Origin of the sequence: Bradyrhizobium genomosp. I (2014), assembly GCF_000261685.1 — a bacterium.
In the GTDB taxonomy this organism is placed as follows: Bacteria; Pseudomonadota; Alphaproteobacteria; order Rhizobiales; family Xanthobacteraceae; genus Bradyrhizobium.
On sequence record NZ_AJQE01000223.1, the window covers coordinates 1 to 9,092 of the forward strand.

At 63.0% G+C, this 9,092-nt stretch carries 8 protein-coding genes; 2 read left to right on the plus strand and 6 right to left on the minus strand.

All coding sequences use genetic code 11. The annotated features are described in order from the left end of the window. Window positions 1-164 precede the first annotated feature (164 nt). Complete coding sequence (locus IC50_RS21425) at window positions 165-1,043, plus strand: transglutaminase family protein (protein ID WP_035709306.1); 879 nt, start codon at window positions 165-167, stop codon at window positions 1,041-1,043. 150 nt (window positions 1,044-1,193) lie between these two features. Here IC50_RS21425 and IC50_RS21430 read toward each other — a convergent pair whose 3' ends face one another. The 6 genes from IC50_RS21430 to IC50_RS21455 all read right to left on the minus strand — a co-directional run bounded on the left by IC50_RS21430 (window position 1,194) and on the right by IC50_RS21455 (window position 8,201). Continuing rightward, entirely contained in the window at window positions 1,194-2,828 is a 1,635-nt protein-coding gene (locus IC50_RS21430) for an SIR2 family protein (protein WP_035709309.1), read from the minus strand. Between the two features lie 246 nt (window positions 2,829-3,074). Next, a complete protein-coding gene (locus IC50_RS21435) occupies window positions 3,075-3,899 on the minus strand; it encodes a phosphodiesterase (protein ID WP_035709325.1) in 825 nt (274 codons plus the stop codon). Window positions 3,900-3,967: 68 nt separating this feature from the next. Further along, window positions 3,968-5,248 carry an ABC transporter substrate-binding protein gene (locus IC50_RS21440; protein WP_035709312.1) on the minus strand — a complete coding sequence of 427 codons (1,281 nt, stop codon included), beginning with the start codon at window positions 5,246-5,248 and terminating at the stop codon, window positions 3,968-3,970. Between the two features lie 28 nt (window positions 5,249-5,276). Continuing rightward, window positions 5,277-6,113: a carbohydrate ABC transporter permease gene (locus tag IC50_RS21445; RefSeq protein WP_035709314.1), complete on the minus strand. Its 837-nt coding sequence runs from the start codon at window positions 6,111-6,113 to the stop codon at window positions 5,277-5,279. Continuing rightward, window positions 6,110-7,057: a carbohydrate ABC transporter permease gene (locus IC50_RS21450; protein WP_035709316.1), complete on the minus strand. Its 948-nt coding sequence runs from the start codon at window positions 7,055-7,057 to the stop codon at window positions 6,110-6,112. Before IC50_RS21450 ends, IC50_RS21445 begins: the two co-directional genes overlap by 4 nt. Continuing rightward, the gene (locus tag IC50_RS21455; protein WP_035709328.1) at window positions 7,050-8,201 is read right to left on the minus strand and encodes an ABC transporter ATP-binding protein; all 1,152 of its coding nucleotides are present in this window, start codon (window positions 8,199-8,201) and stop codon (window positions 7,050-7,052) included. The genes IC50_RS21450 and IC50_RS21455 overlap by 8 nt, the downstream gene beginning before the upstream one ends. A 157-nt stretch (window positions 8,202-8,358) precedes the next feature. On the opposite strand from IC50_RS21455, the gene IC50_RS21460 reads away from it, so the two are divergent. Next, the coding region (locus tag IC50_RS21460) for a LysR family transcriptional regulator (protein WP_035709319.1) at window positions 8,359-9,092 on the plus strand (734 nt) is incomplete at its 3' end.

The following is a 9,092-nucleotide window of genomic DNA, read 5'->3' on the forward strand; positions in this document are numbered from 1 at the left end:
GTCGCGATGCAGGCGATGCTCGCGACCGCGGAGGCCGAGAAGTTCGAGGTCAAGACGCTGTTCGCGCTGGAGCAGGATCTGCTCAGCCTCGCCGACGCGATTGGACAGCATTACTTCCCGCACGGTCCCAATGCCAGCCGGCCGGAAAAGCTGACGGGGCTGGCGTGATCTACGACATCCGTCACGTCACTACCTACGAGTACGAGAATCCCGTCAGCTTCGCCCGCTGCACGCTGCGGCTGGAGCCGAGAAGCGGCGGCGGCCAGGAGCTGATCTCGCACGAACTCGAGATCCATCCGCGCCCGGCCGAGCGCAATGTGCGGCGCGATTTCTTCGGCACGCTCACCGAGAGCGTCGTGATCGAAGCCGCGCATCGCAATTTGCGCATCGACTCGCGTTCGCGTGTGTCGGTGTCGCGCCAGCCGCCGGCACGCGATGCGTTCAGCCCGTCCTGGGAGAGCATTCGCGACCTTGCCTTCGAGGCGACGAGCCTCGGGCCGGCTTCGCCCGTCGGCTACGTCTTTGCCAGCCCCCTGGTGCCGGTGCTGCGCCCGGTCAGCACCTATGCCGCGGAGAGCTTTGCGCCCGGCGCGGGCATCCTCAAGAGCGCGGTCGATCTGATGCACCGCATCCGCAACCAGTTCCGCTACGACCCCAAGGCCACGGTGATCTCGACGCCGCTCGACGAGGTCTTCGACAAGCGTCACGGCGTGTGCCAGGACTTTGCCCATGTGATGATTGCGGGGCTGCGCGGGCTCGGCCTGCCGGCGGCGTATGTCAGCGGCTACTTGCGCACCATTCCGCCGCCGGGCCAGCCTCGTTTGCAGGGCGCCGACGCCACCCACGCCTGGGTGTCGCTGTGGTGCGGAGCGGAGCATGGCTGGGTCGATCTCGATCCGACCAACGATCTCCTGATCGGCAACGATCACATCGTGCTGGCCATGGGACGCGATTTTTCCGACGTCTCGCCGGTCGACGGCATCATCGTCGGCTCGCACAAGCAGAAGCTCGGCGTCGCCGTCGACGTGCTGCAGGTGGAGTAGGGCGGGTACGAATGAGGGTGGGCTTACTCACGCAAGGCGGAAGCTGCTGTTCGGAATGTCATGGCAGCTTGTGATCCGGAGCGGACGCTCTTGATAAAGCAGCGAAAGTCTTCCCTTAAGAGAAATTGGTGGCGGGTTGGGCCATCAAGGTCAGGCGAGGCCGACAATACGTTCGACTCCCTCAACCACGAGCTTTGCCTCATTTCGTGTTACCGGTCGACCCGTGTGCACTGCATCGTTCCTCAATTTTGTCCATTCCGACATGTCACGTTCGACTAGATCAACCAAACCTTGCTCTCTGGCGAGGCCCAAAAGCTGACGCATCGACATCGGCCTTCGCACCGCGTCGCGCGGGGCCTTGCTCAACCGCTGGCGCAGGTCTGTTTCGAGCAGGGTCATCGCAGATATAACAGCCGCGCGGTATTCTTTAGCGTCGAGAAGCCGGCGCGGCTCTAAACGCTGGGCAAACCCCATTTCGTCTCCTAGACGCTGAAGGTGCCGCGCGACTTCCTCAACAAAAGTACTATCTTCCGACAGGACCGCAGGGCGCTCGACAAAGTGCCAAAACTCAATCGGAGCGATCGGAATTTGCGCAAACTCTGCTACGACTATAATTTCTAGGCGCCGGCGATTGGGACGGACTTCTGTTTCCTGCGCGCGTGAAATCGCCAACCCCAATTCAAGCTGGGTGTTCCGCGAGCTGGGGTCTACGACTATAACTGCAGCACGATCGATAAGCGTATCAATCTTCGCGCTGGTGCTGTCGCCAAGATTTACTACGTCGGCAGCAGTGACTGGAACGAAGCCCGCGGCTTCTGCGAACGGAAAAATGTTCTCCCGATAGAAAGGCAGCACATCTAGCGGTGTAGCAAATAGACAAAGCCTTGTCATTGCATCCCGAGGCAGCAAGAATTGCTCCAGCGGCTTTTCTTCCGTTGCCTTTAGGGTTGAGCCTGCGTGCTCGCGGCGGTATTCGCGCAGTTCGGCGAAAGCTTCGGCGAGCACGGCTCCATATCGCTCGCGCGTGCCCGGCAAGTTTACGACCTTGACCCCACGGCGCTCAAAGCGAGAAATGTCGCCCGGTTTGGCGCCTACCATGATGGCGTAAGCCATGCGGCGGGCTTTACCTAGACGGCTGGTGACCACGTGCCAAATTTGACGAAAGTCGGGGTCATCGAGGCTGTAGCCGATGAACACCGCGGTCTTAGTGATGAGCAGGTTAGAGAGATAGGTTGCGATAAGCGGGTAGTTATTAAGGAAGCCATCGTAATCGGCTTCGGTCACCACGAGTCGCTTGGGATGCCGGACATCCCCGTGCAACTTAAGCAGGAGCGTGCCCGTTGCCCCGACGTTGATAGAGAGCTGATCTTCATCCACTACGGGGTGAACAGTGCGGTTGTCTTGCCGTTCGAGGTCGTATTGCTTTTCGAGCAGGAAATCGAAGTTAGTCGTACAGACAATGTCGAACGGAAGGCTGCAGAACTCCTTGTGCGCCGGGCCTGGCTGAACTCGATCGAGATACAATAATTCGGCGAGCCGTTCGATGAGTCGGGCTCTGCCGAACTCGTGTTCATAGGCAGAGATACCGTCAAGGACGCTCGTTGGTGAATAGTCCTGAAGTTCTTCAGCGAAGCTCTTGCCCAAGTCATGCCACAGCGGCATTTTGGTAGGCGGCGGCAGCTTGGCATTCAGCGACATGCCCGCTCCCACGACGGGGAGCCAACGGCCGTTCACCAGGTCTTCCAGAAGAGGCTTAGGGAAATGCGAGAGATATTTGATCGTCACGTATAACTCAGGGTTTATCTCTGTAAGAAGCTATCCCATAAAGCGATAAAGTTAGGTTTCAATCAAGGGCGTCGAAGGCATCTTTCTTACCGTAGCTGTGCATTCTCAGCGGCGACGTCCGCTAGTGGCTCACTCCGACCCAGGGCGAGGGACGACGTCAATGCGCCGCTATAGAGGTGGAGTGGACTCTACAAGAAGTGCGCGCGGGTTTGTGGGTCCACGCCCTGATAGGTCGGCGCTCGCCGGTCACCGAACCATGGTCTTCCGATCCCAGGCCTTGTAGTCGGGTGAACCTTGGGTGCGGATCGGACCGTCATAGCCGTATTCCACCATGTGCACGGTGACATAATCCTCCCCAAGAAATGCGACGCCGTAGGATTGCGGCAGGTCGGAGGCGCTCAGCAGCTTCGTCTCGGAGAACAGCGGATAGCTCGCATGGTTGGTGCCGCGCAGCGACGAGACGGGCACGCCTGCAATCGAGCCTGCGAGCGGCAAGTGGCAATGTCCGAAGAAGACGTGGCGGATCTTGGCGCGATGGCGGCTGACGAGGTCGCGGAAGGAAGCCTCGTCCAGCAGGCCGATCTGGTCGAACGGGACGAGATGCACCGGCATCGGGTTGTGGTGCATGAAAAGCAGGAACGGCCCGTCATGCTCGGACAGCCGGGCCTCGAGCCAGCGGAGGCGATCGTCGCAATAACGGCCGGCGTGCGTCTCCGGGTGGGCGGTGTCGAGGAACAGGCAGCGGCCGGCGGCGGTATCGTGGATACCCTGGACGAAGCCGTTGTCGTCGGCGAGGTCGGGGAACACGCTCAGGAAGGCGGCGCGTCGGTCGTGGTTGCCGATGCACAGCCGGATCGGCAGCGGATATTCGTCGAGGCGCTGCTTGAGCCATTGATAGTCGGCGAGATCGCCCCAATCCGAGAGGTCGCCGGTGATCACCATCAACTCGGCGTCGTGATGATCGTTCAGCGCATGCGCCAGCGCCCGTTCGAAATTGACGCGCGGATCGCGGCCGCCGATGGTCGCGCCGGGCGCCGTCAGGTGAATGTCGCTCAGATGCAGCAGTTTCATCGCCATCTCCAGTTATTGGTGCGGCACGGGGCGCCGATGGCGTCCCGTGCGGGCGGATGTCAGGACGCTCAGCGCGCTGCGCCCGTCGTCTTCGGCAGCAGCTTCTGCACGTCGGCGGTCATGTCGGCGAGGACGGCCTCCGGCTCCTTGGCGCGCGCGCCCGAGACGATCGAGTTGAGGTGATCCTTGATCACGTCGGTGATCTTCAGGCCGTTGTCGCCGGGGAAGGCGTACCATTTGGTGAGCAGCGCGAGTTGGCTGACCGCGGTGTAGTTGTTGGGGTTCTTGACGTAGAAGTCCTTCAGATAGACCTCGTTGGCGACCTTGTTCGGCGGCATGTAACCGGTGGTCTCCGCCATGATCGCCGCGCCCTTGGGGCCGGTCCAGAACTTCACAGCTTCCCAGGCGGCGTCGCGCTTGGCCTTGTCCTTGGCGAGGATCAGCACGACATTGCCGCCGGCCGGCAGCCGGCCGTTCGGAGCGACGACGTCCGGGAACGGAATCGTCTTCAGGGCGAACTTGCCGCCGGTCATCTGCGTGACCTTGTTGAGGTCCGAGGTCGAGGTGATGTGAAAGCCGGTCTTGCCGGCAGCGAACGCCGCGCGCATCGACGGCTGGTCGAGGTTGGGCATGCCGCCCTCGTTGACGAGCCGCGCAATCATGTTGATGGCGAACTTGCCTTCCGCTCCGTCGAACGCGACCTTGGTCTCGTCGGCGTTGAGCATTGTGCCGCCGCGCGCGAACACCGGCGCTTGCCAGAGCCAGTTGCCGGTGATGTCCCAGGCATAGGTGACGCCGTTGGTGTCGTTGCCGAGCGCCTTGATCTTCTTGGCAAGCGCGATCAGCTCGTCCCAGCTCTTCGGCAGGTTGTTGACGTCGCCGCCGGCCTGCTTCACCAGGTCGAGATTGACGTAGACGATGGGCAGGGAGATCGCGAAGGGAAGGGCGTAGACCTTGCCGCCGGCGGTGCCGATGTCATACATCGCCTGATGGAAGCCCTGCTTGTCGAAATCCTTTTCGGCCGCGATGTAGCCGCCGAGCTCGGCCGGGATGTTCTTGTCGACCAGGACGCGGATGCGGTTCAGGCCCTGGAAGGACACGTCGGGCATCTGATTGGTGACGGCTTCGCGCAGCACCTTCTGGGTGGCGTCCTCGTAGGATTCGTAAGGCGCCCGCATCGTGACCTTGATCTCCGGGTGCACCTTGGCGAATTCCTCCGCGATGCGCTTGTGGGTCTCGGTGAACAGCTCCGGATAGGGATACTGCATCACGATCTCGGTCTTTGTCTGCGCGAGCGCAGCTCCGGCCACTAGCGACAGAGCCGCCGCGGCGATGATGGACTTCAGCATGGATAGACTCCTGTTTGAGGTGACGTGGTTACTTGATGCCGGTCAGGGTGATGCCCTCGATGAAGCGGCGTTGGGCAAAGAGGAAGGCGATGACGAGCGGCGCGATGATCACCATCGCGGCGGCCATCAGCGGGCCGTAGCTGGTGCCGGCCTCGTTGTTGCGGAAATGCGCGACCGCAAGCGGCGGCGTACGCAGCTGCTCGCTGTTGAGCACGATCAGCGGCCAGAAGTAGTCGTTCCAATGCGCCACCACGGAGAAGATGCCGAAGGCGGTCACTGCGGGAATCGCGGCCGGCAGCATCACCCGCCAGACGATGCCGAATTCGGAGATGCCGTCCATGCGCGCCGCATCGACGAGATCGTCGGGCACGGTCTTGAAGAACTGGCGCATCAGGAAGATGCCGAACACCGAGATCGTGAAGGGCAGGACCAGCGCGGCATAGCTGTCGAGCAGGCCGGCCTTGTGCAGCATCAGGAAGACGGGGATCGCGGTCGCCTGCGGCGGGATCAGGATCCCGAACAGCACGAGCGCAAACAGCGCCTCGCGGCCGAGAAAGCGAAGTTTTGCGAGCGCATAGGCCGCCGGCAGCGCCACCATCACCTGCAGCACGAAGATCGAGATCGTGACGATGACGCCGTTGAGCAGGAAGCGCAGCAGATTGGCCTTGGCGAAGGCCTCGCGCAGGTTATCCGCCAGCGCGAACCGGTAGGGGATCAGGTGCAGCTCGCTGGAAAAGATCTCGGTCTGCGGCTTGGACGCGGTCGAGATCATCCAGATGAAGGGCGCCAGCATGAGCGCGGCGCCGGCGATCAGCAGCACGTGGCGGAGGATCGCCCGGAATGGGATGGGATGTGCATTGCTCATGTGTAGTGCACGCCGCGATCGGCGAGCCTCGATTTGATCAGGGTAAGCAAGAGAACGAACACCAGGAAGACGACGGTGATCGCGGCGGCGTAGCCTGAGCGGAAGAACTCGAAACCTTCCGTGTACATGGTGTGGATCAGGACCTCGGTGGATTTCGACGGGCCGCCCTTGGTCAGTACGTGCACGGTGTCGAACACCTGGAACGAGCGAATGCCGGAGATCACGACGACGAAGGTCGTGACCGGCCCCAGCATCGGCCAGGTCACGAGACGGAAGCGAGCCCAGCCGCTCGACGCACCGTCGATTTCGGCCGCCTCGTAGAGCTGCTTGGGGATGGAGACGAGGCCGGCGAGAAACAGCACCATGTTGAAGCCGACCGCCTGCCAGATGCCGATTGCGCACAGCGCATAGAGGGCCGTGCTGCGGTCCTGCAGCCAGGCAAAGGCCGGCAGGCCCGCGCTGCGCAACATCCCGTTCACCAGGCCGAATTGCGGGTGCAGCATGAACTCCCACACGACCGCCATGGCGATCAGGGTCGCCATCACAGGCAGGAAATAGATCGTCCGGTAGAGGCTGCGCAGGCTGGTGCCGCTCTGGATCAGAAGCGCGATCGCAAGGCCTGCGATCACGGCGCCGGGCACCACGATCACGACATAGGCCAGCGTGTTGCGCAGCGCGGTCCAGAACACCTTGTCGGCGAACAGGTCCCGGTAATTGGCGAGGCCGATCCAGGAGAAATGCGGCGCGCCGAGCTGATAGTCGGTGAAGGAGAGGGCGATCACGCCGGCGAGCGGACCAAGCAGCATGATCAGCATCAGTGCCGCGGCCGGCGTCACCAGGGCGTAAGCGGAGTATGTCCGTCGGCTGCCGTGGGCCGGCAGCGTGCGCCGTGTCGCGCCTGCGGGAGCGATGGCCGCGCCAATGGTCATGGAGCCGTCAGACATGGGCGGGCTCGCGCATGCGCTCGGCTTGCTCCGCTCTGAGCTCGATCCGCTTCCCGGCCGGATCGAAAATCCGCACCGCGTCGGCGGCGAAACCGAAGGCGACGGAGCTGGCCATTGCAGGCAAGTGCCTGACGTCGGCGAGCCGCGCGATGAGGCGTAATCCGGCGCCATCGATCGCAAGGTGCACGAACGCCTCGGCGCCGAGATTCTCCAGATGGACGACGGTTCCGGAGAACGGCCCCGCGCCCACGTCGATCCGCTCCGGGCGGACGCCGACGCGGCATTCGCCGGCCGCCGCATTGCACGAAAGCCTCAGGGCAGTCCCCAGCACGTCGACGCCGCCGTCCTTGCGGATCCGGCCGGGGAGGACGTTGATCTTGGGGCTGCCGATGAATTCGGCAACACGGATGTCGTTGGGGTGGTCGTAGATCTCCGCAGGCGTCCCGGCTTGAATCAATTCGCCGCCCATCATGACGGCGATGCGGCTCGACATGGTCATCGCCTCGGCCTGGTCGTGCGTAACGTAGATGAACGTTGCCTTGAGGCGGCGGTGCAGCTCGGCGAGCTCTGCGCGCATGTGGACGCGCAGCTTTGCGTCGAGATTGGAGAGCGGTTCATCGAACAGGAAAGCCAGCGGCTCGCGCACCATGGCGCGTCCGACTGCAACGCGTTGCCGCTGTCCGCCGGACAATTGCCCGGGCTTGCGCCGCAGCAATGGCGCGATGTCGAGCTGCTCGGCGATCCCTTCGACGTCGGCGCGAATGTGCCGTTCCTTGGCGCGTCGGCTCGGCAGCAGCGTGCCGAGCAGCGGCAGCCGTTCGATCGCCGAGAGGCGCCGCATCCTGAGCGGCACCGCAATATTGTCGAAGGTACTCAAATGCGGATAGAGCGCGTAGGATTGAAAGACCATCGCGAGGTTGCGCGCGCTCGGGCGAATGGCGTCCACAGGGCGGCCGTCGATGTGGACCTGGCCGGAATTCTGCGGCTCGAGGCCGGCAATGATGCGGAGCAGGGTCGACTTGCCGCAGCCGGAAGGACCGACCAGCGAGATGAACTCGCCGTTCTCAATTCGGAAATCGATGCCCTTCAGGACGTCGGTGCCGTCAAAGGACTTGCGGATTGCGGAAAGTTCGATCTGCGCCATGCGCGCTGGTCCCCTGCTGGCCTTGTTGCGGCGCATGAGGAGTTAAGGAGCGCATCTGACATTCACATTACGGTCAATGGCGGTCCTTATGGTCATCCCAGGTTTTGCTTTCGCCGGGTCCGGAACAGGGGAGAATGGCGATCTTGGGGTTGTTGTGGTGGCGTTGACGTCGTCGCGCGTCCGTGCGGTCAATGCGGTGTTCGAGACCGGCAGCTTTGCGGCCGGAGCGAGGCGGCTGGGGGTGTCGCAGCCGGCAGTTGCGCAGCTCGTGCGCGATCTGGAGGCCGAGTTCGCGGTTGCACTGTTCGACCGGCACGGCCAGACGCTGATCGCGACGCCGTTGTGCCGGCGGCTCTACGCTGCAACGAGCCGCATGCAGGCGATCGAGGCGGATGCGCTGGCTATCCTTCAGCAGCGCGACGAGCTCACGGGAGGCGAGCTTCGCATCGGGCTCGGCAACGCCATGCCGGGCATGGCGCTGATCGCAGCATTCCGCAATCTGTATCCGAAGATCCAGATCAACATCGAGATCGGCAGCTGGTCGGCGATCATGGCCGCGGTGGTCGACCAGCGTGTCGACGTCGCCGTATTGCCGGAAGTGCCGCAGGACAACCGCTTCCGTCGCGAACCCTGCGTACAGCAGCGCGTCGTTGCGATCTGCCATCCCGTTCACGACCTCAGTCGTCAATCGCGCGTGTCTATCGCCGGCCTCATGCAATATCCGCTGGTCTTTCGGACCCGGGATTCCGCGACCCAGCGCGCCGTGGACAGGGCGTTTCGCGTCGTCAACCTGCGCGCCAGTCCGGCGATCGTCGTCAATACACGCGAGGGGATGCTGGAGGCGGTCGCCAATCGGCTCGGCGTCGGCTTCGTCTGGGAGCACGGCTCGAG

Coding starts and splice junctions, on each gene's coding strand:
- IC50_RS21445 (WP_035709314.1), bottom strand. CDS start 6,113: ATGAGCAATGCACATCCCATCCCATTCCGGGCGATCCTCCGCCACGTG.
- IC50_RS21450 (WP_035709316.1), bottom strand. CDS start 7,057: ATGTCTGACGGCTCCATGACCATTGGCGCGGCCATCGCTCCCGCAGGC.
- IC50_RS21440 (WP_035709312.1), bottom strand. CDS start 5,248: ATGCTGAAGTCCATCATCGCCGCGGCGGCTCTGTCGCTAGTGGCCGGA.
- IC50_RS21455 (WP_035709328.1), bottom strand. CDS start 8,201: ATGGCGCAGATCGAACTTTCCGCAATCCGCAAGTCCTTTGACGGCACC.
- IC50_RS21435 (WP_035709325.1), bottom strand. CDS start 3,899: ATGAAACTGCTGCATCTGAGCGACATTCACCTGACGGCGCCCGGCGCG.